The organism is Phenylobacterium sp., assembly GCF_030679875.1.
GTDB lineage: Bacteria > Pseudomonadota > Alphaproteobacteria > Caulobacterales > Caulobacteraceae > Phenylobacterium.
Window position 1 is genome coordinate 305,608 of the sequence record NZ_JAUXSP010000019.1, and the last position, 22,029, is coordinate 327,636.

Genomic DNA, 22,029 nt, shown 5'->3' on the forward strand with positions numbered 1-22,029 from the left:
GAGGGGGCGCTTTCGTTCAGGCCATGATCCGGGCCTCAAGCTCCTCAAGGCGCAGTCGGGTGGCGGCCAGATCGGCGCCGTACCGACCGGCGTCGGTCTCGGCCAGATCGGCGGCGATCGCCTCGCTCTCGCGGTAGAGATCAAGCGCGCGGGTGCGGTGACCCCGATCCTCGCGGGCGTCGGCCAGACGCTCCAGGGCTATGGACAGGGCGCGGCGGGCGTCGGCGTCGCCGACCTCCTGGGCGATCTGGCGACGCAGGATCAGCGCCGTCTCATAGGACTCCACCGCGGCGTCCAACCGGTGTTCCTCATAGGCCATGTCCCCCACATTGAGCAGGGCGTCGGCGATCAGCTCCGGCGCCTCGGCCTGGCGGGCATAGGCCAGGGCCAGGTCATAGGACTCGATGGCGTCGTCGGTGCGCCCCTGGGCGCGGGCGAAATCCCCCGCGTCCTGGGCGGCCAGCATCTGCTGGCGATCGGTGGCGGCCAGGGCGGAAACCCGTTGCAGGGCCTGGGCGGCGGGAGCCCAGGCCTCTGCCCGGGCGTGGGTGCGCAGTTCGGCGCGGGCGGCGTCGAAATCGTGTCCGGCCGGCGGCGGCGAATCGGGCGCGCCCTCGTCCAAGATGGTCGAGGGCGACGCGGCTTCTGAGGCGGGCTCAATCCCAGGCTCAATCCCGGCCTCGGACGGCGGGGTGAGCGAGGCGGCCGCCACCGCGGCCAGGGGCGCCGGAAGTTCGGCCGCGGGCTCAGACTCTTCCTCAGCAGAGGGCAGGGCGCCCGTCGCCGGGGGCGCAGGCTCGATCACTTCTGTTTCCAGCTCCGGCTCGGGGGCGCTGTCGAGGGCGTCCGCCACGGTCGCGGCGGGGAAGGGCGCAGGCTCAGGAACCGGCGAAGCCTCAAGGGCTTGAAGCGGGCTCAGGCCTGGAAAGGGACGGGGCTCTTCCGGGAGCGCCGCCTCCTTTGCGTCCTGGACGTCGTCGGCGAACTTGAAATCGGCGATGACCGGCAGCCCGTCGCGGGCCTTGCGTCGTGCGGGGCTGCGCATCAAGGCCGCGACCACCAGGGCGGCGCCCAGGAGGCCCGCGGCCAGAGCGACGCCGCGCCGCACGCCCTCAAAGGCGCCAAGATCAATGGAAGGTATCTGTCCCTCCAGGCCGCCTGGATTGAGGACAGCATAGGCGAGGCCGCCCAGTCCGAGCCCCAGAAGCAATCCGATAATCCGCCCCAGCATGCCAACTCCCCCGTTGTCCGCCTGTATGGTTAAGCTAGGTGAGCTACGGGCGGCGGCCTCAAGGGGATGCAACCCCTGGGGTAGGGCGGCGGGCCCCGGCCGCCCCCGAATTGGGCAGGGCGCCTCTAAATCAGCCAGTTCAAAGGCCGCGGATAGGCTTCGCCGCGCGCCAGATAGATGACCCCCAGCACGCAGCGCACCGCAAACCAGATCCAGACGGCGCCCATGATGAAGACGCCCAGCATCACAGCTGGGATGCCGATCAGGACGAACGACAGCGGGATGCCAAACAGCAGCAGCAGGCCGCCGATGACGAACCAGCCGATCGAGAGCCAGAAGGTGCGAATCTGGAAGGTGTAGTGGCTGGCCATCACCGGCCCCGCCCTGTCGCGATTAACATAGGCGATGACCAGTCCAATAAAGATGGTGATCACATTGGCCAGACCCAGCAGGTAGAGCCCGTAGACGACCGCGGGCATGGTGCGGTCTTCGCTCGGGGCGGCCGGCGGCGTGGCGTCGGTCAAGGCGTCGGTCATGGCGGGATCCTTCAAGGCGTTGGTCGTGATCTTGCGGCGCCGGGGGGCCGCGAGCACCTTAATTCGGCGTTATCTGCTGTCGATCGATCCAGGGCAGAGCGGCGGCCGTCAGGATCAGGACGAAGATCAGTCGCGCCGCCAGGGCCAGGCCCAGCGCCCAGGCGCCGATCATGGCGGCTGCAGCCATTACCGCCAGGGCCCCTGAGCCGCACAGGACAATGGTCCAGACCAACATCTCCGCCGCCTGGCGCCGGGGTCGCCCCAGGCGAAGCTGCGGGGCGTAGGCCGCACTCTCGGAGGCCAGGGCTTCCGTCAATTGGACGAAGCTTGGCCCATGATCATCCAACCGCCCGCCTCGGCCAAAGCTGCGAGCGGGAATACGCACCCGGCCCCGGGCGAAGTCAGCCCGCGCCAGCCCCTCGGTGATCGACAGACGCCGCAATTCGCTCAGAGGGAATCGACGAACCCGGACGCCACGCCGTTCTGTCAGTTCGCCCTCGACCAGGGTCCATTCCGTGATGGGCAGGAGGGGCGAAATCCGCGCGCGGTGGACCGTCGCCATGCTGTCAGGTCCGAACGAGGACAACCTCGACGCCGGCGCTCGCGGCGTGCGGGGCCAAAGCCTGCGGCTTGTCGACCCGCACCCGGGCGCGGGTGACCCTGGGATCGGCCAGGCAGGCCCGGGCCAGCATCTCGGCGAAGGTCTCCACCAGGCCGATATGGCCTGATGCGGCCAGGGACCGGGCGGCCTCCGCCACCAGTTCATAGTTCACGGTGTCGGACAGGAGCTCAGCGCCGGCGACGGCGGCGTCTAGCTCGACATCGATGACCAGGGGCTGGCTGCGCCCGCGCTCATGGGCGTAGATTCCCACATAGGCGTCGACCCGCAGGGTGGAGACGAAGATCTTGCTGGCCACCACCCGGCAGCCGCCGGACTCCGGGGACAGCTGGTCTTCGGTGACGGGGGACAGGGCCATGGGGACGCCCTCCGGGCTCGCGGGGGTCAGGCCAGATGCTGGCCGGAATCGATGGCGATCATCTGGCCCGTCACTGACGGAGCGTCAATGAGGTAGCGCAGGGCCTGGGCGATCTCCCTGGGGTCAACGGCCCGGGCCAGAGGCGTGCTGGCGGCTTCCTGGGCGAAATCCTCGGGGGTCTGGTGGATGGAAGGCAGGACCGGGCCTGGCCCGATGCCGTTCACCCGCACCCGGGGAGCGAGCGCCAGAGCCATCATGCGGGTCGCCTCCCACAGGGCGGCCTTGCTCAGGGAGTAGGAGAAGAAGGCCGGCTGTGTGCGCAGGACCCGCTGGTCGAGAATGTTGACGATCAGGCCCTGTCGCTGACCCGTGATCCGCCGGGCGAAGGCCTGGGAAAGAACCAGGGGCCCGCGGAGATTGGTCTCCATGTGCAGGTCCCAGGACTGGCGGTTCATGGTGGTGAAGGCGTCGTCCTCGAACACTGAGGCGCTGTTGACCAGCAGATTGACCGGCCCAAGCTCGGCCTCAGCCTCACCGACCAGGGGCGCGGTCTCCGATTCCTTGCGAAGGTCCCGGGTGAACAAGGCCGCGCGGCGACCCAGGGCGCGGATCTCGGCGGCGACGGTCTCGGCGTCGTCATCTATGGCCCGGCAGTGCAGAGCCACGTCATAGCCAGCCTCGGCGCAGCTGAGCGCCAGAACCCGACCGATGCGTCGCGCCGCCCCGGTGACGAGGGCCGCGCCGCGGGGCTCGGTCAAGGCCGCCCGCTCCGCTAGCGCAGCTTAGTCCGGCCGTCCGAACTCATAGATGTTGATCGCAAAGATCACGACGAGGAACGCCAGGATGGTGAGGATGGCGGTCATGGAGCTCTCCAGGAAACATAACGCCCCCCGGCTTTAGCGAGGCCCGCGCCGGCCCGCAAGGCGAGCCATGGGTTCAAGCGCGGCGCAAAACCGCGCGGGGCCTGTTGCGGCGAGCGCCCAGGCGCGCCACCTTGGGGTGGGATGTGGCGCGCGACCCGCGCCGACCGGATTGATGTTCCCTTGGTGAACATCGATAACTAAAATGCCTGTTTGAAATTGCGCGGGCCGTGGAGCCGGCGCCAAGAAATCTAGGGTCCAGGAGGACGGCATGCGCGAATATCTGAAGTTCTATATCGACGGCCAGTGGGTCGAGCCGGCGTCGCTTAAGACCCTGGACGTCATCAATCCCGCCACTGAAGAGGTGGTCGGCAAGATCGCCCTCGGCGGCGAAGCCGATGTGGACAAGGCCGTAAAGGCGGCCCGCAAGGCCTTCGCCACCTGGTCCCAGACCAGCCGCGAAGAGCGTCTGGACGTCATGCAGCGGGTCCTGGCCGAGTACCAGAAGCGCTTCGGCGACCTGGCCAACGCCGTCACCGAGGAAATGGGCGCCCCGGCCTCCCTGGCCCAACGCGCCCAGGTCCCGTCCGGTATGGGCCATCTGGCCACGGCCATCGGCATTCTGAAGGACTTCAAGTTCGAGGAAGACCGTGGCTCGACCATGATCGTCAAGGAGCCGATCGGGGTCTGCAGCTTCATCACGCCCTGGAACTGGCCGCTCAACCAGATCATGTGCAAGGTCGCTCCGGCGCTCGCCACCGGCTGCACCATGGTGCTGAAGCCGTCGGAAGTTGCGCCGTTCACCGGTCAGATCTTTGCCGAGATCATGCATGAGGCCGGCGTGCCGGCCGGCGTGTTCAACCTCGTTCACGGCGATGGTCTCGGCGTGGGCGTGCCGCTCTCGACCCATCCGGAAGTGGACATGGTCTCCTTCACCGGCTCCACCCGGGCCGGCATCGAGGTGGCCAAGAACGCCGCCCCGACCGTCAAGCGCGTCCACCAGGAACTGGGCGGCAAGAGCCCCAACATCGTCCTGGACGACGACGTCTTCGCCAAGAGCGTGGCTGGCGGCGTGCGTCAGGTGATGACCAATTCGGGCCAGTCCTGCAATGCGCCCACCCGGATGCTGGTCCCCTCCAAGCGGATGGGCGAGGCGATCGCCGCGGCCAAGGAAGCCGCCGCCCAGGTGACTGTGGGCGACCCCACAGGCAACGCCATGCTGGGTCCGGTGGTCTCCCAGACCCAGTGGGACAAGATCCAGGCCCTGATCCAGAAGGGCGTCGACGAAGGCGCCACCCTGGTCGCCGGCGGCCCCGGCCGTCCCGAGGGCCTGGACAAGGGCTACTACGTCCAGCCGACGGTGTTCGCCAATGTGACGCCGGACATGACCATCTCCCGCGAGGAGATCTTCGGTCCCGTCCTCTCGATCCTCGGCTATGAGGACCTCGATCAGGCCATCGCCATCGGCAACGACACCGAATACGGCCTGGCGGCCTATGTGAATGGCGCCGACCTGGCCAAGGCCCGGGAAGTGGCTTCCAAACTCCGCGCCGGCCAGGTGTCGATCAATGGCGCCTCGGACATGACGGCCCCCTTCGGCGGCTTCAAGATGAGCGGCAACGGGCGCGAGTGGGGCGATTTCGCCTTCCACGAGTTCCTGGAGGTCAAGGCGGTCATGGGCTACGCGCCCAAGCAGGCCGCCGAATAGGGGCTGCAAGGCCCACGAGACCCACGGCCCCCGGCGATGCGCCGGGGGCCGTTTTCATGACCGCGCCGGCAAGAGCGCGACCCTGCGAACGAGGAAATCGCCGATGATGGACCCCCACTTCCAGGCCATGATGGAGGCCCAGGCCAAGGCGGCCGAGGGCCAGGCCGCCCCGCCCCTGGACGCCCTGCCGCCGGACATGGTCCGCGCCGGCTATCGCATGCAGCGCCAGGCCACCGACCAGAACGCGCCCAAGGATGTCGAGACCCGCGACCTGCAGGTCGACGGCGCGGCCGGCGAACTACCGGCCAGGCTCTACACACCGGCTGGCGCCGCGGCGACCACCGGTGGGCTGGTCTATTTCCACGGCGGCGGCTTCGTGATCGGCGACTTGGAGAGCCATGACGGCCACTGCCGCCGTCTGGCGGGCCTGGCTGGCGTACGGGTCCTGTCGGTTGACTATCGCCTGGCGCCGGAAAACCCCTTCCCCGCCAGCCATGACGACGCGCTGGCGGCCACCCGCTGGGCCTTCGACCATGCTGCCGAGATCGGCTTTGATCCCACCCGCCTCGCCGTCGGCGGCGACTCCGCCGGGGGTAATCTAGCCGCCTCAGTCGCCTCGGACCTGAAGAACGACCCCCAACGCAAGATCGCCTTCCAGCTCCTGCTCTATCCGGGCATCTGGCCCGAGGAGGAAACCGCTTCACGCAAGGCGCTGGATGGTCCTCTGCTGACCAAGCAGGCCATCGCCTGGTTCGACAAGTGTCTGGCGGCCATCGGCCATCCGCAGTCTCACCGGGCCATGCTGGGCAAGGTCGATTGCGCGGGCTTGCCGCCGGCCCTGGTGGTCACCGCCGGCTTTGATCCCCTGAAGGACGAAGGCCGCGATCATGCCGAGCGGCTGCGGGCGGCCGGTGTGGCGGTGGAGCACGTGGAGTATCCCAGCCTGATCCACGACTTCTACATCATGGCCGACGTCTCGCCGGCGGTAGGTGAGGCGGTCAAGGCCACGGCGGCGTCGCTGAAGGCGGCGCTGACTTAAGGATGTGCAATCAGATCGTCTGGGGCTCGCCCTGGACGATCTGTTCCACCTGCGCTGTGAGGTCGTTCCAGGCGCCCTGCATGGCTGGGGTCCAGTCTTCCCCAAGGATGTCGGCGAAGGCCTCGGCCATGGCCTGGTAGAACCTCGGGAAGATCTCGCCCGGCACGCCGATGTCGTCGTGATTGCGTAGCTCGGCCCGCAGGAAGTTGGCGGCGAACGCGTTGGGCCCCAGATAGTCCAGCAAGGTCTCGATGGCCTGGCGCAGCATCTGGCCCCGGGCCGCGCCGCGGGTGTCGCCCATGAACAGGGGCTCGGTTTCGGGATAGCGGGCGAACAAGCGCTCATAAACCAGCGGCGCAGGATCCTCGCTGCGGTCGGCGACGAGGTCGAGACTGTCGAGTAGGGCCTGAGAATCCATGACCATCAGCCTAGTCCCAGGATGCGGACACGCCCAGAACCTTTCGGATCGCGTCCGTCAGCCGCCCCAGCTCCGCGTCCGTGGTGACGAAGGGCGGTGTTAGATAGATCACCTTGCCCATGGGCCGAATCCAGCAGCCCAGTTCGGCGAACTGCTGGCACAGGCCGCCCGCGTCCACCGCGGCGTCAAACTCCACCACGCCTATGGCGCCCAGGGTGCGGACATCGACCACACCCCTGGCCTTGCGACAGGGCTCCAAGCCTTGTTGCAGAGCCGCCTCGATCCGCGCCACATCGGCCTTCCAGCCGCCGGCCTCGAACAGGTCCAGCGAGGCGCCGGCCGCCGCGCAGGCCAGCGGATTGGCCATGTAGGTCGGGCCATGCATCAGGGCCGCGCCGGCGTCGTCGGACCAGAAGGCCTCGAAGATCCGGCGGCTGGCCACGGCGGCCGACAGGGGCAGGGTGCCGCCGGTCAGCGCCTTGGACAGGGTGATGATGTCCGGCGTCACGCCCGCGCCCTGACAGGCGAAGAGATCGCCCGTTCGGCCAAAGCCGGTGAAGATCTCGTCGAAGATCAACAGTACGTCGTGGCGATCGGCCAGGGCCCGCAGGCGGCGAAGCACCTCATCGTCATGGACCAGCATGCCGCCGGCCCCCTGGATGCGGGGCTCGACGATCAGGGCGGCGATCTCGTGCCCCTTGTCGGTCAGCAGGGCGTCCAAGGCGGCCGCGCTCTCTGCGTCCCGGGGCAGGGCGATCACATGCTGGCTCGGCATGACGCCGGCGAACAGACTGTGCATCCCTTCCTCGGGATCACAGATGGTCATGGTGGCCAGGGTGTCCCCATGATAGCCGCCGAGGAAGCTGACGAAGCGGTGGCGGCCCTGGACGCCCCGGTTGATCCAGAACTGGATCGCCATCTTCATGGCGATCTCCACCGAGACCGAACCGCTTTCGGCGAAGAAGACGTGGTCGAGGTCGCCCGGCAGGAGGGCGGCCAGCCGCCGGGCCAGGTCATAGGCTGGCGCGTGGGCCAGGCCCCCGAACATCACGTGCGGCGCCCGGGCCAGCTGGTCGGCCACCGCCTTGGCGATGTGGGGATGGTTGTAGCCATGGCAGGCGGTCCACCAACTGGCGATGCCGTCCACCAGTTCGCGGCCGTCCTCCAGGATGATGCGCGACCCTTGCGTCCGGGCGACGGCCAGGGGGGCCGGGGCGGTCTTCATCTGGCAATAGGGCCGCCACACGTGGGGAGCGCCCCGTTCGAGCCAGTCGGTCATGGAGGCCTCCTTCGCCAAGGAAGGCGGCTTTAACGCGGGCGCGGCCTCGTGCATACCGCGCCCCGTGACTGACACCCTTTCCACCTTCGCCGCCGCCAAGCTCGCTGACCTGGACGCCGCCCAGCTGCGCCGCCGGTTGACGCCCACTCATCGGCTCGACGGGCTATGGGCGGAGCGGGACGGCCGACGGCTGCTGTCGTTTTCTTGCAACGATTATCTGAACCTGTCCCACCACCCGGCGGTGATTGAGGCCGCGGTCGCGGCCGCAAACGCCTATGGCGCCGGCGCCGGGGCCTCGCGGCTGGTGACCGGCGACCATCCGCTGCTGGGCCAGCTTGAAGCGCGGCTGGCGGCCTTCAAGGGGACGGAAGACGCGTGCGTCTTCGGCTCCGGCTACCTCGCAAACGCCGGCCTGATCCCGACGGTGATCGGTCCTGGCGACGGCGTCTTCATCGATGATCTGGCCCATGCCTGCATCTGGGCCGGGGCGCAGCTGTCGGGGGCGAGGATCATACCCTTCGCCCACAACGATGTGGCCGACCTTGCGGCGAAGCTCGGGGCCGAGCGGGCAGGCCTGCGCCACGCCCTGATCGCCACCGACGGGGTGTTTTCCATGGACGGCGACATCGCGCCGCTGGATCGCATCAGCGACCTGGCGCGGGGGCATGAGGCCTGGCTGCTTGTGGATGACGCCCATGGCCTGGGCGTGGTCGGGCAGGGCCGCGGAACCGCCGCCCTGTTTCCCACCGCCCAGATCGACCTGGCCATGGGGACCTTCTCCAAGGCGCTCGGCGGCTACGGCGCCTATGTCTGCGCCAGCGGTCCGGTGATCGATCTGCTGCGCACCCGGGCGCGAACCTTCGTCTATTCCACTGGCCTGCCGCCGGCGAGCGCCGGCGCGGCCCTGGCGGCCCTGGAGATCATCGAGGGAGATGATGCGCTGACCGTTCGGCCGCTGACCAAGGCGCGGCGGTTCACCTCAGCCCTCGGGCTGGCTGAGGCGCAGAGCCCGATTGTTCCGGTGATCCTGGGTGACGCCGCTCGCACGCTCTCGGCCATGCAGGCCCTGGAGGCGCAAGGCTTCCTGGCCGTCGCTATCCGCCCGCCGACTGTGCCCGCCGGGACCGCCCGGCTGCGACTGGCCTTCACCGCCAACCACGACGACGCCGACATTGACCGTCTCGCTGATGCGGTCGGTGTTCTGATGGAGACCGACTGATGCGCGCCCTGTTCATAGCCGGCGCCCATACCGATGTGGGCAAGACCTATGTAGCCTGCGCCCTGATCGCCGCGGCGCGGGCCCAGGGCTTGGCCGTCGGGGCGTTCAAGCCGGCCGTCAGCGGCATGGACCCGAGCGACTGGGGCGACAGCGATCCCGGCCGGCTGCTGGCCGCCCTCGACAGGCCCCTGACGGCGGCCAATCTGCAGGCCATGTCGCCGCTCCGTTTCCGGGCCGCCCTGTCGCCCCCGATGGCTGCGCGGCTGGAGGGCTATGATCTGCGCCTGGAGACCCTGGTCGGGCTTTGCCAGGACGCTCTTGCGGCGGCTGGGCCTGAGCTGATGCTGATCGAAGGGGCCGGCGGGGTGATGTCCCCGCTCAGCGAAGACGCCACCAATCTCGACCTGATGGCGGCCCTTGGCCTGCCGGTCATCCTGGTCGGGGGCTCCTATCTGGGGGCGATCAGCCACACCCTGACCGCCGCGAGCGTCGTCCAGGCCCGGGGTCTCGACCTGGCGGCGGTGATCCTCAGCCAGGACGCCGATCCCAGCGCGCCGGACTTCGCCGAAACCGCTAAGGATGTGGCGCGCTTCCTCCCCGGGGCTCTCATCATTTCCGCGCCTCGCAACGGGCAGGACTGGGCTCGGGCGCTTATCTGACGTCCACCCCTGCTCAGGAGCTGCACGCCCATGCCGATCTCGCCCGCCTACCAGCCTGATCCGCAGTTTGGGGCCATGGGCCCGGACTTCGCCGATCCCGTTGCGGCGACCGACTTCCCGCAGACCCTGCTGCGCTACCGCAATGACCGCGCGGCGATGCATGTGGGGATGGCCCGGCTGACGGACGAGGAATGGATCGCCCACTTCGGCCGCTTCGTCCCCCTGCCGGACAATCTGAAACAGCCCCTGGCCATGCGCTATCACGGCCACCAGTTCCGCACCTATAATCCAGACCTTGGGGACGGGCGGGGCTTCCTGTTCGCCCAGATGCGCGAGGCCGGGAGCGGCCGCCTGCTGGACCTCGGCACCAAGGGTTCGGGCCAGACGCCCTGGTCGCGGTCCGGTGACGGACGGCTGACCCTGAAGGGTGGCGTCCGCGAGGTGTTGGCCACCGCCATGCTGGAGGCGCAGGGCGTGCCCACCTCTCGCTCCTTCTCCCTGATCGAGACCGGCGAGGCCCTGCAGCGCAACGACGAGCCGAGCCCCACCCGCGGGGCGGTGCTGACCCGACTGTCGCACAGCCACATCCGGTTCGGGACGTTCCAGCGGCACGCCTTCGAGGAGAGCCCTGAGCGCATCTCCGCCCTGATCGACCACGTGATCGCCCACTACTATCCGGCGCTGGAGGGCGCGGAAAATCGACCCGCCGCCCTGCTGGAGGCGGTGATCGGGCGCATGGCTCGGCTGACCGCCTCATGGATGGCGGCCGGCTTCGTGCATGGGGTGCTGAACACCGACAACATGAACATCACCGGCGAGAGCTTCGACTACGGCCCCTACCGGTTCCTGCCGCGCAACGATCCCAATTTCGTCGCCGCCTATTTCGACCAGACAGGGCTCTACAGCTTCGGACGGCAGGCCGAGGCGGTGTTCTGGAATCTCCGCCAGCTGGCCGGCTGCTTCACCCTGGTCGTCGAAGACGAGTCGCTTGTGGCCGCGCTGAACCTGTTCGCTGGGATCTATCGCGCAGAACTGGCCCGGGCCATGCGCCGACGGCTGGGCGTGCGGAGCCGCGGCGCCGAAGTGGACGCCAGCCTCGCCCAGGCGGCCTTCCAGGCCCTGGCGGGGGGAGGTGACGCGTTGCGGTGGGAGCCCTTTTTCTTCGACTGGTTCGGCGGCGATGAGGCCCGCGCCCTGGCGGGGGTGCGCGGTGAGATCTACCGGGAGGAGCCCTTCACCGAGTTTCGCCGCCAGCTCGCCCACTACGAGCCGACCGATCCTGGGGCCCTGCAGCATGACTATTTCGCCGAGCCTGAGCCGCAGGAGCTGATCTATGAGGAGATCGAGTCGATCTGGGCGCGCATAGATCAGGCCGACGACTGGAGCGCCTTCGAAGCCAAGCTCGCCGCCATCGAGACGGCCCGCCAGGCCTATGGCCTGAGCGACGATTAGAGCGGTTTTGGCGCGTCCGGGGCGGCGATCCTGGGCGGCCTTGCGGACCATTGGGCGAGCGCCACCCCGGCCAGGGTGATGGCGCCGCCCAGGGTCTGGATCGGACCCAGGGCCTCGGCGAACAGCCACCAGCCTGCGGCGGCGGCCACAACGGGTTGAATCAGCACCACCACCGAAGCGGTGGCCGGCGGCAGGCGTCCCAGCGCCCAGGCGATAGCGCCCTGACCGGCCACATGCAGCACGCCGAGACCGGCGCAGGCCGCCCAGCCCCCCAGGCTGGCGGGCATGACGCTCTCCCCCAGCAGCAGGGCGGCGATCAGCAGCAGGGGTGCGCCGGTCAGGCTCGACCAGAACATGATCCTCAGCGCGGCTTCCGTCCGCCGCGCCGCGCTCACGGCCAGGAAGTAGAAGGCGTACCACAGGGCCGTCAGGGCGGCTGCGGCGTTGCCGAGGCCAGGGGCGGGTCCTATTGCGCCGCCTCGGGCCGCGGCCATGGTGAAGGCGCCGGCCAGAGCCAGGGTCACGGCCAGCAGGAAGAGCTTCCGCGGCGTCTGGCGCAGGAAGATCCAGGCGACCGCGGTCACCACCACAGGGGTGAGATTAGTCAGCACCGTGGCGTTGGCTACGGAGGTCAGGGCTATCCCATAGTGCCAGAAGCCCAGGTCGAGGGCGAACATCACCCCGGCGATCATGGCCAGGCGCGAGGGCGCGCGTCCCAGGCCAGCGCCGGCTCGCCGGGTCAACAGGGCCAGCAGGGGTAGGGCGAAGGCCAGACGCCAGAAGCCGGCGGCAGCCGAGCCAGTGTCGGACAGGCGCACCAGGATGGGCACGAAGCCGATGACGATGGCGCCGAAGATCAGCACGGCCAGGGCGCGGCCATCCCCCGCCCTTGGCTCTTGTGGCGCGGTCACAGGCCCATCTCCTGGCGCAGGCGCTCTGGGGTTAGGCCCGCGCCCCGCAGGGCCTGGAGGGTCTCAGCCCGGTCGCGCTTGGCGTAGCGTTTCCCGTCGGGGCCCGCCAGCAGCCGGTGGTGGCGATAGATTGGCGTCGGCAGGCCCAGCAGGGCCTGAAGCAGGCGCTGCACATGGGCGGCCTCGAACAGGTCGCCGCCGCGGATGACATGGGTCACCCCTTGCAGGGCGTCGTCCACCACCACGGCCAGATGATAGGCGACCCCCACATCCTTGCGCGCCAGTACGACGTCGCCGCCAAGCTCCGGGCGGGCCGCTATCAGGCCGGTCTCGCCGCCGGGTCCTTGGCCCTCTTCCTGGAAGGCGAGGTGTTCGAACCCACCGAGCAGCGCCGCCGCCGCATCCAGCGACAGGCGCCAGGCGAAGGGCTCCTCGCGCGCCAGACGCTCTGCCTCCTCGTGGGCCGGAAGGGGGGCGCTGCGGAAGGTGTCCATGGCGCCGTGGGGGGCGCTGGCCATGGCCTGGGCCACCTCCTTGCGGGTGCGAAAGCAGCGATAGATGAGGCCATCGGCCTGAAGTCGCTCCAGGGCGGCCCCATAGTCAGCCAGATGTTCGGACTGGCGCCGCACCGGCTCAGGCCAAGAGAGGCCGAGCCAGGCCAGGTCCTCGAAGATGGCCGCCTCGAACTCCGGCCGCGAGCGGGTGAGGTCGATATCCTCGATCCGCAGCAGGAAGGTCCCCCGAGCGGCGCCCGCGGCCTGATGCGCCAGCAGCGCCGAATAGGCATGTCCCCGGTGCAGCAGCCCGGTGGGGGAGGGGGCGAAGCGGGTGATGAAGGGCGGGCTCACCCCAAGGCCTCTAGCGCTAGAGGCCCTTGGCGAACACCCCCACATGGGCGAGCACGCCGCGGAGGAAGGCGTCCTCGCCGCCGAGCGCGGCCTTCAGGGGCTCGAACTGCTTGAAGCTGGTCATCTCGGCCAGACCATGGGCGGCGCACCAGCAGGCGATAGTGGCCAGTTCCAGCCCCACCTCGCCCGCCGGATCGGCGCCGGCCGAGATCAGCACTTCCCGGACCCGCCGATAGGCGCTTTCCTCGTTCTCGTGGACATGGGCGGGCATGTCGGCCTTGTCCCGGGAGCAGTCGTACATGACCCGGTAGAGGTCGGGATGCTGGCTGGCGAACCGGACATAGGCCACGCCGAGCTCCCGTACGCGGTCCGGCGGTGAGGTCTGGGCGTCCCGGGCCGCCTGAAAGGCCAGGTCGAGTTTTTCCCAACCCTCGTGGGCCACGGCGTCGAGCAGCTCGCTCTTGTCCTTGAAATGGTGATAGGGCGCGGCCGGGCTGACGCCGGCCTCCCTGGCCACGGCGCGCAGGGACAGGGCCTGGGCCCCCTCTTTTTCCAGCAGACGGCAGGCGGCCTCCACCAGGGCCCGGCGCAAATCGCCGTGGTGATAGGGGCGCGACTCAGGGGTTTCAGATTCTCTCATTACCTCGAGTGTAATTCTCTATCTGATCGCCGTAAAGATCATCTTGACGACGCTTAGATGTGCACTATCTTAGCGTTGTTCAAATAAGAAACCGGCCCCCTCCCCGGGGCTCCAACTCACAAGGTGTGTGTCATGTCTCTCGCTTCCCTCTCGGCCGCCGAGCGCGTCTTCGACCGTCTCACCCCCGCTCTGTTCGTGGCGCTCAGCCTCGTCCTGGTGGGCGCGCTCCTGGGCGCCTTCGCCTGAGGACGATCTGTTTTCTCCCAGTCTGTCGCCTAGAGGGGGCCCTGCCGGGCCCCCTCTTTTTTTGCGCGCGACGGCTCGCGAGACGCCATGGAGCCGTCACAGAATCGGCCCTATGGTAAAAGGGTCCACGGGGTTCCCGGCGACGACACGAGAGGGAGGATCTGCGTCTTCAGTCTCAGTGCTTTTGACATAGGGCGTTCTGCGCCCCGGCGGGCATGGACGTTCCGGCGATGCAGGTGATCCAGCATCCTCCGTCGGGCTGGCCAGCCCTTGTGCTCAACGCCGACTACCGGCCGCTCAGCTACTATCCCCTGTCGGTCTGGCCCTGGCAGGAGGTGATCAAGGCGGTCTTCCTCGACCGGGTCGACGTGGTCTCGACCTACGACCACATGATCCGTTCCCCCTCCTTCGCCATGCGTCTGCCCAGCGTCGTGGCGCTGAAAAGCTATGTGACGCAGGATCGCCCGCCAGCCTTCACCCGCTTCAACCTGTTCCTCCGCGACGGCTTCGCCTGCCAGTACTGTCGCTCAGGTGAGGACCTGACCTTCGACCATGTGGCGCCGAGGTCCCGGGGCGGCCGCACCAGCTGGGAAAACATCGTCACCGCCTGCGCGCCCTGCAACCTGGCCAAGGGCGGCCGCACCCCGCAGGAGGCCGGCATGCGCCCGCTCACGGCGCCCCGCCGTCCCCATGCCCACGAGTTGCAGGAGCGGGGCCGCCGCTTCCCTCCCAACTACCTCCACCAGAGCTGGCTCGACTACCTCTACTGGGACATTGAGCTGGAAGCCTGAGGGCGGCGTCCCTGCGCCTGCGCGTGAGGGACAAGCCCCGTCATGGTACAGCTTCTGCTTGTGCCGAGGTGGCTGCTCCTCCTATTTGCATGAGCCCAATGTTTGGGCTCATGGGGGGACTCAATGCTTCGGACTATTTTGATCGCCAGCTCGATGCTGGCGCTGACGGCGTGCGCGACGGTAACGCGCGGAACCAACACCACCTGGACTGTCGAGACCGAGCCTTCCGGGGCCACCGTCAAGACCAGCAATCAGTTCGCCTGCGACGCGACGCCATGCACCTTCAAGATGCCGCGGAAGTCGGAGTTCGGCGTGACCATCAGCAAGGACGGCTACAAGACCTGGTCAGGTCAGGTGACGACCCGGGTTTCCGGCGCGGGTGGCGCGGGCATGGCGGGCAACGTCCTGCTGGGTGGCGTGATCGGCGCCGGCGTAGATGTGGCCTCGGGCGCCATGCTCGATCTCGAGCCCAACCCGCTGATCATCAAGCTGGAGCCACAGGATTAGAATCACCCTTGGTTCAGCCGACCTCTGGTTGAAGCAAGACCAATGAGGTTGGAGCGCAAGGGTGGCCCTCTACCGCTTTTGCGCTCCTGCTTTCTCTCCTATCCAACGGCCCCTCTTCATAGGGGTCCCAGCGCCCTCCGCACGGCCTCCACCAGGGTCGCCCGGTCAAACGGCTTGGCCAGGGCGGCCTGTGCGCCCAGGGCCTTGGCCGTCTCCAGAATCGTGTCGGGACCAATGGTGCGCCAGCCGCCTGACATGGCGACGATGGGCATCTGCGGCCATCGGGCGCGAATCTCGCCGATGGTCTCCATACCGTCCTGATCGGGCATGAATATATCTACGACAACCAGAGATACTGGCAGTTCTTGCAGAAACTCAATTGCTTGAGCCGCAGTCTGAGATAGCGTCGTCTCAGATCCTTCCAGGTGAAGATGGGAAGACAAAATCTGTAACAGCGTTACATCATCATCGACCAACAGTATCAACGGTCGAAAAGTCATGAAATTAGGCTCCAAAATTCGAGCCGTTTCTAGTTGTGTTCGCGGCGAGATGCATGGGCCCTCGCCTGCTGGGCGAAGGCTGCACGTCTTGCACGCGGTGACTAGGTGGGGATGGTCGCCTGTTGGGTGAAGCGCCAGAAGATCGCAGCGCCCACGGCCACAAGCCCCGCGGCGAACGTGACTGACAGGGCCCCGGTCTGTGTCAGCAGGGCCCCACCTAGCGCACCCCCAAAGGCCTGGCCAAGGGCGGCCGAAGACCCGTTGAAGGCCAGGGCCAGGGGGGCGGAGGCTGGGGCCTTGGCGATCAGCCGGGTCTGGATCACGGGCATAACCGAGAACAGGGACGTGGAGCCGGTCAGGACCGCCAGCCCGACGATCCCATAGGCCAGGGCGCCTGGCGCGCCCGTACGGGCGAGCTCAATCCCGTGCAGCGCCGCCGCCACGGCCAAGCCGAGGAAGCCCAGGGTCACACTCAGGCCACCGGCGCGCCGGTCGGCCGCGCGGCCGCCGAGCGCCAGGCCCAGAAAGCTGCCCACACCCACCAGCATCTGGAAGGCGGCGACGCCGGCGCCGGTGACCTCGATCTGCAGGCGCAGGATCGGCGCAATATAGGTGGTGATGGTCATATTGGCGCCGAAGGCCAGGAAGGTGGAGACGAAGAGGGGCAGGACTCCTGCGCCCCTCAGCCCCTGACCCACCCCAGGCGCCGGCGGCGTCACGCGCGGGATGAAGATGAGAATAGCCGCCAGGGCGAAGGCGCTCAGCCCCGCCGACAGCAGGAAGGTGGCCCGCCAGCCGAAGGCCGCGCCCACGACGCTGCCCAGCGGGATGCCCATCAGAAAGGCGACAGTCATGCCGCCCATGACGATGGCCAGGGCTGAGCCCCGTCGTTCCGGAGGGACCAGGGCGCTGGCGGCCGCCGAGGCCGCCGGTCCGGCCATGGCGCCAATCGCCCCAAGGACGGCACGGAGGATCAGCAGGGCGCCAAACCCCGGGGTCATCAGGCAGGCGAGATTGAGCAGCACCGCGACGCTGAGGGCCACCACCAGCACGCGCCTGCGCTCGAACCGACCCACCAGGAAGGCGAGCGGAGGGCCGGCCAGGGCCGAGGTCAGGACATAGACGGTCTGGAGCTGGCCAGCCGCGCCGACGGAAACCCCCAGTTCGGCGGCCATGGGCTCCAGCAGGCCCGCGAAGATGAAGGCGCCCGACCCGAAGGCGAATGTCGACAGGGCCAGGACATAGATGCGGAAGTTCATGAAGAGGGGTTCGCCACTCGACGCAGGTTTGCGGCCCGTCGGGTCTTTCGCATCAAACAATCCCCCTCTGGCCAGTCTCGCGCCGCCTGATCCTCGATCAGTAGACCCGACCCACCCAGGGTCAACCGCAGGATTTCATTTGGAGGTATCCGTCGTCAGGCGGGCCGCGCCGTCAGACTTTTTCGCTGATCCGGATCGCGGTGCGGCAACCCGCCTGGATCACCGCCGAGAGCAGGGCGTAGCCGGGGGCGTCGCGGGCGCCTTCCTCGACGGCGAGGTCCCGGTGGGCCAGTTCCTCGTCGCGGAATTTCGCCAGTTCGGCCGCCAACTCGGGCTCGCGTTCCGACAGCTCGGCCACCTGCCCGGCATAGTGCTTCTCGATCACCGATTCGACGGCCTCGGTGCAGGCGTGGGCGGCCTTCTCGCCCATCAGGGCGGTCCCGGCCCCCAGGGCGAAACCGGCCAGACGCCACAGGGGCGTCATCATCGTCGGACGGACGCCGTGCTGGTTCAGCAGCGCATCGAAACGGGCCAGATGGACAGCCTCATGCCCCTCCATCTCCTCGAGCTGAGCGGCCAGGCGTTCCTTGCCCTTGGCGGCGCCCAGCACTGCGCGCTGGCCCTGATAGATGTGCACGGCGCCCAACTCGCCCGCATGGTCGACCCTCAGAATCTCGGCCAGTCGGGCTTCCAGGGTTCCGGCGCCGGGCCGGGCGGGCAGGGGTTTGTCGCTCATCGCTTGGCTCTTTCATGGACGGCCGCAGCCAGGCTCAGCGCCGCCAGGATCAGAGAGATCACGGCGTTCCAGCCAGCCATCGACAGACCGATGAACACCCAGGGCGCGGTGTCGCAGGCCGGCGCCGTGATCGCCTGGCCGGCCAGCAGGCCGCTCATGGCGTCCAGGCTGACGGCGCCTCCGGAGGAGGCGCAGGCGCTGGGGCCTGGCCACCACTTCCACTCCGCCCCGGCGTGATAGACGGCCACCGCCGTCCCCCCGAGGAAGATCAGGCCCAGCAAAAGATTGAAGGCCGGACGGAACCGGGCGCCCCCCTGAAGCCTGGTCAGGATCATACCGGCCAGGGCGACCGCGGCGGCGACCCAATAGACCTCACGCTGGCGCAGGCAGAGCGTACAGGGCGCCAGCTCGCCGAAGGTCTGGAAGCCATGAGCGATGGCCAACATGCCCGCAGAGGCGAGAAGGGCGGTCAGGCGCCAGCGATGGAGGATCGGATCAAGGCCAGGGATCATGGGTGTTGATTGAACCGCACTTTCGCCGCCGACGCCACAGGTCCGCAGCATTGGCCTGCAATTGTCCCGACGGCTTGCGCGGCGCGAGGCCTTTGGTAGATAGTTGCAACTGATACTATCTCGCCGACGGGAGACCACCATGACCGCCCTTGCGACCGCCGACACCTCCGGTTCCGACCTGTTCGAAAACCCCCTGGGCACGGACGGGTTTGAGTTCGTGGAGTTCACCTCGCCCGAGCCGGAACGGCTGGGTGGCCTGTTCGAGTTGATGGGCTTCACCGCGGTCTCGCGGCACCGTTCCAAGAATGTGGTCCGCTATCGCCAGGGGGACATCAACTTCCTGCTCAACATGGAGCCGTCGGGCCAGCCGGCCGACTTCCGTCAGGCGCACGGCCCCTCGGCCAACGCCATGGCCTTCCGGGTGCGGGATGCGGCCAAGGCCCTGGCCCTGGCGGTGGAGCGGGGTGCGACGGCGGTCCAGGGTCCTGTGGGGCCCATGGAGCTCAAAATCCCGGCCATCGAGGGGATTGGCGGATCGAACCTCTATCTGGTGGATCGCTATGGGGCCCAGGAGATCTACGATGTGGACTTCGTCCCCATCGCCGGGGCGGCGGAGGCCGAGGCTGCGCGTGAGGTGGGCCTGACCTATCTCGACCACCTGACCCACAACGTATTCCGCGGGAACATGGCCAAGTGGGCCGACTTCTATGAGCGGATCTTCAACTTCCGCGAAATCCGCTATTTCGACATCGAGGGCGCCCAGACGGGCCTTCTGTCCAAGGCCATGACCAGCCCCTGCGGCAAGATCCGCATCCCGCTGAACGAGAGCCGAGACGATCACTCCCAGATCGAGGAGTTCCTGAGGGACTACAAGGGCGAGGGCATTCAGCACCTGGCGCTGGGGACTGACGATATCTTCGCCGCCGTTGAGACGATGCGTGAGCGGGGTGTGCGGTTCCAGGACACCCCGGAAACCTACTACGACCAGATCGAGGCCCGGGTACCGGGCCACGGCGAGGATCTGCAGCGTCTGCGCGCCGACCGTATCCTGGTGGACGGCGCCCCGACGCAGGGCCAAGGTCTGCTGCTGCAAATCTTCACGGAGAACATGGTCGGTCCGATCTTCTTCGAGATGATCCAGCGCAAGGGCAATGAGGGATTCGGCGAGGGCAACTTCAAGGCGCTGTTTGAGTCCATCGAACTCGACCAGATCCGCCGGGGCGTGCTGCCGAAGAAGGACTAGATATGCGGACGTTCGCTTTGGCGGTGGTGCTGGCGAGTTTTGTGACGGGAAGTGCGATGGCGCAGCCGAAGTGGGCGATTGTGGTGCATGGGGGGGCGGGCGTCATCGAACGCGCGGACCTCACTCCTGAGCAGGAAGCGGCCTATCGCGCCGCTCTGACCAAGGTGACGGAAGCCGGCGGCGAGGTCCTGGCCAAGGGCGGTTCGGCCCTGGACGCCATCGAGGCGGCCATCCACCTGCTGGAGGACGACCCCCTGTTCAATTCGGGCCGTGGGGCGGTGTTCACCGCCGAGGGGCGTAACGAACTGGACGCCTCGATCATGGACGGGGCGACCCTGAAGGCCGGGGCGGTGGCCGGGGTCACGCGTACCCGACATCCGATCTCTCTGGCGCGGGCGGTGATGGAAAAGTCGCCCCACGTCATGCTGATGGGCGCCGGCGCAGACACCTTCTCCCGCGAGAGTGGCGCCGAGCAGGTGGAGCCCGCCTACTTCTTCACTGAACGTCGTTGGCGCTCCCTGGAGAAGTTCCTGGCCGAACAGAAGCTGCCGGTTCCCTCCCGACCCACGGGCGCGGTGGTCGCCGACGAGGCCGCCGCCCTGGCCCATGACGAGGGCAAGTACGGGACGGTGGGCGTCGTGGCCCTGGATCAGGCCGGCCATGTGGCGGCGGGCACCTCCACCGGCGGCACGACAGGCAAGCGTTGGGGACGGGTGGGCGACAGCCCGATCATCGGCGCCGGCAACTATGCGTCGGACGCGTCCTGCGCGGTCTCGGCCACCGGGACCGGCGAGTATTTCATCCGCCTGACTGTGGCGCGCGAGGTTTGCGCTCTGGTTGAGCACAAGGGCTTGTCCCTGCAGGCCGCCGCCGATGAGGTGATCCAGACCAAGCTCACCGCGCTTGGCGGCGACGGCGGCGTCATCGCCGTGGCGCCCGACGGCCAGATGGCCTGGAGCTACAACACCTCTGGCATGTACCGCGCCCGCCTGGCGGCCGGCGAACCCCTGAGCGTGGGGATCTACAAGGACGAACCCTGATGGCGACCCGCAACTGGATTCCATCGCGCGGCGCGCAGGGAACGCACTCCCGCCAGGCCCATGCCGACATGCCGGCCGGCACCTATGAGCGCGAGATTTCCAAGGAGGGCTTCTTCGGCCCTGCCGCCTTCCTGCATCATCCCCGGCCGCCCACCGGCTGGACGAGCTTCGAGGGCCCCTTGCGCCCCCGGGCCTTTGATCTGGCCCGGCTGAACCAACCCCAGGCCTCGCCCTGGAGCGCCCCGGTGGTGCTGCACAACGCCGCCACCGAGATCCGCTTCTGGAAGCTGGATCAGCCCATGCCCGGCCTCGTCCGCAACGCTGATGGGGACCAACTGCTATTCGTCCACCAGGGGGCCGGCGAACTCTTCTGCGACTATGGCCGTATCGGCTTCGTCGCGGGCGACTACCTTTATCTGCCCCGAGGGACCATGTGGCGCCTGGCGCCGAACGAGCCCTGCGCCATCCTGACCATCCAGGCGACCAACAGCCACTTCACCCTGCCCGACAAAGGGCTCCTGGGCCCCCACGCCATCTTCGATCCCGCGATGCTGGATACGCCGGTGATGGATGAGGCCTTCCGGGACCATCAGGCGCAGGACGGCGAGACGATCGTCGCCATCAAGAAGCGCGGCGAGGTCTCGACCGTGACCTATCCCTACAATCCCCTCGACGCCGTGGGCTGGCACGGAGAGCTGGCGCCCGTGCGCCTGAACGTCGCCCACATCCGCCCGGTGGTCAGCCATCGCTACCACTTGCCGCCCAGCGCCCACACGACGTTTCTGGCCGATCGGTTCGTGGTCTGCACCTTCGCGCCGCGGCCTTTCGAGACGGATCCCGGCGCGCTGAAGGTGCCGTTTTTCCACAACAATGACGACTATGACGAGGTGCTTTTCTATCACGCGGGCGACTTCTTCAGCCGCGACGGCATCGATGCAGGCATGATGACCTTCCACCCGTCGGGCTTCACCCACGGGCCCCATCCCAAGGCGCTGAAGAACATGCTGTCCCAGCCCAAGCCCGCCACCGACGAATATGCGGTGATGATCGACACCCGTGATCCGCTGGAGGTGGGCGAGGCGGCCGGTCCGGTGGAGAACACCGCCTATGTCGACAGCTGGAAGGCCCGATGACCGCTGCGGTCCGTGACGACCTGGAGGCCGCCGCCCAGGAGGAGCTGACCCAGGCCTGCGATCTCGGCTGGCGGGCGCTTGCGCCCTGCACGCCCTGGGGTGACACCTTTGAAGGCTTCAGCCCCCAGGGCCGACCGGTCTGCTTCGAGCGCAACTACATGTGGGAGGCCGCCCCCGGCGGCGACATCCGCGTGGAGGTCCATGTCTATGAGGCCCGGGCTTTCGAGGCCGGGGTGCGCCTGTTCCAGACCCTGATCCAACAACAATCCTAGCCCTCAAGCGGAG

General features: G+C 68.1%; 25 protein-coding genes. 11 read left to right on the forward strand and 14 right to left on the reverse strand.

Annotated features, from left to right (window positions below):
- Positions 1–16: 16 nt before the first annotated feature.
- The 5 genes from Q8K84_RS12625 to Q8K84_RS12645 all read right to left on the reverse strand — a co-directional run bounded on the left by Q8K84_RS12625 (position 17) and on the right by Q8K84_RS12645 (position 3,502).
- Positions 17–1,231: a tetratricopeptide repeat protein gene (locus tag Q8K84_RS12625; protein ID WP_305283016.1), complete on the reverse strand. Its 1,215-nt coding sequence runs from the start codon at positions 1,229–1,231 to the stop codon at positions 17–19.
- A 125-nt stretch (positions 1,232–1,356) separates the two neighbouring features.
- Complete coding sequence (locus Q8K84_RS12630) at positions 1,357–1,767, reverse strand: hypothetical protein (protein ID WP_305283017.1); 411 nt, start codon at positions 1,765–1,767, stop codon at positions 1,357–1,359.
- 58 nt (positions 1,768–1,825) lie between these two features.
- Positions 1,826–2,329: a hypothetical protein gene (locus Q8K84_RS12635; RefSeq protein ID WP_305283018.1), complete on the reverse strand. Its 504-nt coding sequence runs from the start codon at positions 2,327–2,329 to the stop codon at positions 1,826–1,828.
- Between the two features lie 4 nt (positions 2,330–2,333).
- Positions 2,334–2,744: a dihydroneopterin aldolase gene (gene folB / locus Q8K84_RS12640; protein ID WP_305283019.1), complete on the reverse strand. Its 411-nt coding sequence runs from the start codon at positions 2,742–2,744 to the stop codon at positions 2,334–2,336.
- Between the two features lie 26 nt (positions 2,745–2,770).
- Positions 2,771–3,502 carry an SDR family oxidoreductase gene (locus Q8K84_RS12645; RefSeq protein WP_305283020.1) on the reverse strand — a complete coding sequence of 244 codons (732 nt, stop codon included), beginning with the start codon at positions 3,500–3,502 and terminating at the stop codon, positions 2,771–2,773.
- A 373-nt stretch (positions 3,503–3,875) separates the two neighbouring features.
- On the opposite strand from Q8K84_RS12645, the gene Q8K84_RS12650 reads away from it, so the two are divergent.
- Both Q8K84_RS12650 and Q8K84_RS12655 read left to right on the forward strand, forming a co-directional pair.
- Positions 3,876–5,312, forward strand: coding sequence for an aldehyde dehydrogenase family protein (locus Q8K84_RS12650; RefSeq protein WP_305283021.1), 1,437 nt, complete (start codon positions 3,876–3,878; stop codon positions 5,310–5,312).
- 103 nt (positions 5,313–5,415) lie between these two features.
- Entirely contained in the window at positions 5,416–6,351 is a 936-nt protein-coding gene (locus Q8K84_RS12655; RefSeq protein WP_305283022.1) for an alpha/beta hydrolase, read from the forward strand.
- Between the two features lie 10 nt (positions 6,352–6,361).
- Here the strand turns inward: Q8K84_RS12655 and Q8K84_RS12660 are convergent, their stop codons facing one another.
- Positions 6,362–6,775, reverse strand: coding sequence for a globin (locus Q8K84_RS12660; protein ID WP_305283023.1), 414 nt, complete (start codon positions 6,773–6,775; stop codon positions 6,362–6,364).
- A gap of 4 nt (positions 6,776–6,779) precedes the next feature.
- A complete protein-coding gene (locus Q8K84_RS12665) occupies positions 6,780–8,048 on the reverse strand; it encodes an adenosylmethionine--8-amino-7-oxononanoate transaminase (protein WP_305283024.1) in 1,269 nt (422 codons plus the stop codon).
- A gap of 64 nt (positions 8,049–8,112) precedes the next feature.
- On the opposite strand from Q8K84_RS12665, the gene bioF reads away from it, so the two are divergent.
- The 3 genes from bioF to Q8K84_RS12680 are packed head-to-tail and all read left to right on the forward strand — an operon-like array spanning position 8,113 to position 11,378.
- Entirely contained in the window at positions 8,113–9,267 is a 1,155-nt protein-coding gene (gene bioF / locus Q8K84_RS12670; RefSeq protein WP_305283025.1) for an 8-amino-7-oxononanoate synthase, read from the forward strand.
- Positions 9,267–9,926: a dethiobiotin synthase gene (gene bioD, locus Q8K84_RS12675; protein ID WP_305283026.1), complete on the forward strand. Its 660-nt coding sequence runs from the start codon at positions 9,267–9,269 to the stop codon at positions 9,924–9,926. The genes bioF and bioD overlap by 1 nt, the downstream gene beginning before the upstream one ends.
- 30 nt (positions 9,927–9,956) lie before the next feature.
- Positions 9,957–11,378 (forward strand): protein adenylyltransferase SelO, encoded by a 1,422-nt coding sequence (locus tag Q8K84_RS12680; RefSeq protein ID WP_305283027.1) that lies wholly within the window; start codon positions 9,957–9,959, stop codon positions 11,376–11,378.
- Here the strand turns inward: Q8K84_RS12680 and Q8K84_RS12685 are convergent.
- The 3 genes from Q8K84_RS12685 to Q8K84_RS12695 are packed head-to-tail and all read right to left on the reverse strand — an operon-like array spanning position 11,375 to position 13,777.
- Positions 11,375–12,289: a DMT family transporter gene (locus Q8K84_RS12685; protein WP_305283028.1), complete on the reverse strand. Its 915-nt coding sequence runs from the start codon at positions 12,287–12,289 to the stop codon at positions 11,375–11,377. The two genes, Q8K84_RS12680 and Q8K84_RS12685, sit on opposite strands and share 4 nt — an antisense overlap.
- On the reverse strand, positions 12,286–13,137 hold the full coding sequence (gene gluQRS / locus Q8K84_RS12690; protein ID WP_305283029.1) for a tRNA glutamyl-Q(34) synthetase GluQRS: 852 nt from the start codon (positions 13,135–13,137) through the stop codon (positions 12,286–12,288). Before gluQRS ends, Q8K84_RS12685 begins: the two co-directional genes overlap by 4 nt.
- A 16-nt stretch (positions 13,138–13,153) precedes the next feature.
- The gene (locus Q8K84_RS12695; protein WP_305283030.1) at positions 13,154–13,777 is read right to left on the reverse strand and encodes a TetR/AcrR family transcriptional regulator; all 624 of its coding nucleotides are present in this window, start codon (positions 13,775–13,777) and stop codon (positions 13,154–13,156) included.
- A 476-nt stretch (positions 13,778–14,253) separates the two neighbouring features.
- Between Q8K84_RS12695 and Q8K84_RS12700 the strand changes: the two genes are divergently transcribed.
- On the forward strand, positions 14,254–14,814 hold the full coding sequence (locus Q8K84_RS12700) for an HNH endonuclease (protein ID WP_305283196.1): 561 nt from the start codon (positions 14,254–14,256) through the stop codon (positions 14,812–14,814).
- A 153-nt stretch (positions 14,815–14,967) separates the two neighbouring features.
- On the forward strand, positions 14,968–15,321 hold the full coding sequence (locus Q8K84_RS12705; RefSeq protein WP_305283031.1) for a PEGA domain-containing protein: 354 nt from the start codon (positions 14,968–14,970) through the stop codon (positions 15,319–15,321).
- A 116-nt stretch (positions 15,322–15,437) separates the two neighbouring features.
- Here the strand turns inward: Q8K84_RS12705 and Q8K84_RS12710 are convergent, their stop codons facing one another.
- The 4 genes from Q8K84_RS12710 to Q8K84_RS12725 all read right to left on the reverse strand — a co-directional run bounded on the left by Q8K84_RS12710 (position 15,438) and on the right by Q8K84_RS12725 (position 18,328).
- Positions 15,438–15,821 carry a response regulator gene (locus Q8K84_RS12710; protein WP_305283032.1) on the reverse strand — a complete coding sequence of 128 codons (384 nt, stop codon included), beginning with the start codon at positions 15,819–15,821 and terminating at the stop codon, positions 15,438–15,440.
- A gap of 101 nt (positions 15,822–15,922) precedes the next feature.
- Positions 15,923–17,080 carry an MFS transporter gene (locus tag Q8K84_RS12715; protein WP_305283033.1) on the reverse strand — a complete coding sequence of 386 codons (1,158 nt, stop codon included), beginning with the start codon at positions 17,078–17,080 and terminating at the stop codon, positions 15,923–15,925.
- A 172-nt stretch (positions 17,081–17,252) separates the two neighbouring features.
- Positions 17,253–17,816: a demethoxyubiquinone hydroxylase family protein gene (locus tag Q8K84_RS12720; RefSeq protein ID WP_305283034.1), complete on the reverse strand. Its 564-nt coding sequence runs from the start codon at positions 17,814–17,816 to the stop codon at positions 17,253–17,255.
- A complete protein-coding gene (locus tag Q8K84_RS12725; protein ID WP_305283035.1) occupies positions 17,813–18,328 on the reverse strand; it encodes a disulfide bond formation protein B in 516 nt (171 codons plus the stop codon). Before Q8K84_RS12725 ends, Q8K84_RS12720 begins: the two co-directional genes overlap by 4 nt.
- Positions 18,329–18,467: 139 nt before the next feature.
- Between Q8K84_RS12725 and hppD the strand changes: the two genes are divergently transcribed.
- The 4 genes from hppD to Q8K84_RS12745 are packed head-to-tail and all read left to right on the forward strand — an operon-like array spanning position 18,468 to position 22,016.
- A complete protein-coding gene (gene hppD / locus Q8K84_RS12730) occupies positions 18,468–19,571 on the forward strand; it encodes a 4-hydroxyphenylpyruvate dioxygenase (RefSeq protein ID WP_305283036.1) in 1,104 nt (367 codons plus the stop codon).
- A gap of 2 nt (positions 19,572–19,573) precedes the next feature.
- Complete coding sequence (locus Q8K84_RS12735; protein WP_305283037.1) at positions 19,574–20,611, forward strand: isoaspartyl peptidase/L-asparaginase family protein; 1,038 nt, start codon at positions 19,574–19,576, stop codon at positions 20,609–20,611.
- Positions 20,611–21,744 carry a homogentisate 1,2-dioxygenase gene (locus Q8K84_RS12740; RefSeq protein WP_305283038.1) on the forward strand — a complete coding sequence of 378 codons (1,134 nt, stop codon included), beginning with the start codon at positions 20,611–20,613 and terminating at the stop codon, positions 21,742–21,744. Before Q8K84_RS12735 ends, Q8K84_RS12740 begins: the two co-directional genes overlap by 1 nt.
- Positions 21,741–22,016, forward strand: coding sequence for a hypothetical protein (locus Q8K84_RS12745; protein WP_305283039.1), 276 nt, complete (start codon positions 21,741–21,743; stop codon positions 22,014–22,016). Before Q8K84_RS12740 ends, Q8K84_RS12745 begins: the two co-directional genes overlap by 4 nt.
- Positions 22,017–22,029 lie beyond the last annotated feature (13 nt).

Coding starts and splice junctions, on each gene's coding strand:
- hppD (WP_305283036.1), top strand. CDS start 18,468: ATGACCGCCCTTGCGACCGCCGACACCTCCGGTTCCGACCTGTTCGAA.
- Q8K84_RS12740 (WP_305283038.1), top strand. CDS start 20,611: ATGGCGACCCGCAACTGGATTCCATCGCGCGGCGCGCAGGGAACGCAC.
- Q8K84_RS12720 (WP_305283034.1), bottom strand. CDS start 17,816: ATGAGCGACAAACCCCTGCCCGCCCGGCCCGGCGCCGGAACCCTGGAA.
- Q8K84_RS12650 (WP_305283021.1), top strand. CDS start 3,876: ATGCGCGAATATCTGAAGTTCTATATCGACGGCCAGTGGGTCGAGCCG.
- Q8K84_RS12735 (WP_305283037.1), top strand. CDS start 19,574: ATGCGGACGTTCGCTTTGGCGGTGGTGCTGGCGAGTTTTGTGACGGGA.
- Q8K84_RS12635 (WP_305283018.1), bottom strand. CDS start 2,329: ATGGCGACGGTCCACCGCGCGCGGATTTCGCCCCTCCTGCCCATCACG.
- Q8K84_RS12625 (WP_305283016.1), bottom strand. CDS start 1,231: ATGCTGGGGCGGATTATCGGATTGCTTCTGGGGCTCGGACTGGGCGGC.
- Q8K84_RS12700 (WP_305283196.1), top strand. CDS start 14,254: ATGCAGGTGATCCAGCATCCTCCGTCGGGCTGGCCAGCCCTTGTGCTC.
- Q8K84_RS12680 (WP_305283027.1), top strand. CDS start 9,957: ATGCCGATCTCGCCCGCCTACCAGCCTGATCCGCAGTTTGGGGCCATG.
- Q8K84_RS12715 (WP_305283033.1), bottom strand. CDS start 17,080: ATGAACTTCCGCATCTATGTCCTGGCCCTGTCGACATTCGCCTTCGGG.
- bioD (WP_305283026.1), top strand. CDS start 9,267: ATGCGCGCCCTGTTCATAGCCGGCGCCCATACCGATGTGGGCAAGACC.
- Q8K84_RS12710 (WP_305283032.1), bottom strand. CDS start 15,821: ATGACTTTTCGACCGTTGATACTGTTGGTCGATGATGATGTAACGCTG.
- Q8K84_RS12665 (WP_305283024.1), bottom strand. CDS start 8,048: ATGACCGACTGGCTCGAACGGGGCGCTCCCCACGTGTGGCGGCCCTAT.
- Q8K84_RS12725 (WP_305283035.1), bottom strand. CDS start 18,328: ATGATCCCTGGCCTTGATCCGATCCTCCATCGCTGGCGCCTGACCGCC.
- Q8K84_RS12705 (WP_305283031.1), top strand. CDS start 14,968: ATGCTGGCGCTGACGGCGTGCGCGACGGTAACGCGCGGAACCAACACC.
- folB (WP_305283019.1), bottom strand. CDS start 2,744: ATGGCCCTGTCCCCCGTCACCGAAGACCAGCTGTCCCCGGAGTCCGGC.
- Q8K84_RS12660 (WP_305283023.1), bottom strand. CDS start 6,775: ATGGTCATGGATTCTCAGGCCCTACTCGACAGTCTCGACCTCGTCGCC.
- Q8K84_RS12745 (WP_305283039.1), top strand. CDS start 21,741: ATGACCGCTGCGGTCCGTGACGACCTGGAGGCCGCCGCCCAGGAGGAG.
- Q8K84_RS12655 (WP_305283022.1), top strand. CDS start 5,416: ATGATGGACCCCCACTTCCAGGCCATGATGGAGGCCCAGGCCAAGGCG.
- Q8K84_RS12630 (WP_305283017.1), bottom strand. CDS start 1,767: ATGACCGACGCCTTGACCGACGCCACGCCGCCGGCCGCCCCGAGCGAA.
- Q8K84_RS12695 (WP_305283030.1), bottom strand. CDS start 13,777: ATGAGAGAATCTGAAACCCCTGAGTCGCGCCCCTATCACCACGGCGAT.